This is a genomic window from Micrococcus sp. EWR3.9.1, from assembly GCF_052615555.1.
Map to the genome: position 1 here is coordinate 1 of NZ_JBQXFD010000056.1, position 305 is coordinate 305.

The 305-nt window shown below is 68.5% G+C and carries 1 pseudogene; it reads right to left on the reverse strand.

The annotated features are described in order from the left end of the window. Positions 1 to 305: pseudogene (locus ACUJ8O_RS11550) on the reverse strand (IS481 family transposase); the annotation flags it as partial.

Consider the following 305-nt stretch of genomic DNA (forward strand, 5'->3'; position numbering starts at 1 on the left):
GGTAGTTGTTGCCGTTGTCCGTGATCACCCTGTCGATCCGGATGCCGTGGGCGGCGAAGAACGCCCGCGCCCGGCAGAAGAAGCTCACGGTCGTAGCTGCCCGCTCATCGGGCAAGGCTTCGGTGTAGGCCAGGCGGGTGAACCCGTCGATCGCCGAGTGCAGGTAGGTGTAGCCGACCCGTCGGCCAGGCCCGCGCTTGGCTGCTCGCGCGTTCTCGGAGTCCCGTCCGTGCGCACGCCAGCCGCCCCCGTCAGGGATGCGCCCGATCTTCTTCACGTCCAGGTGCACCATGTGCCCTGGCCCT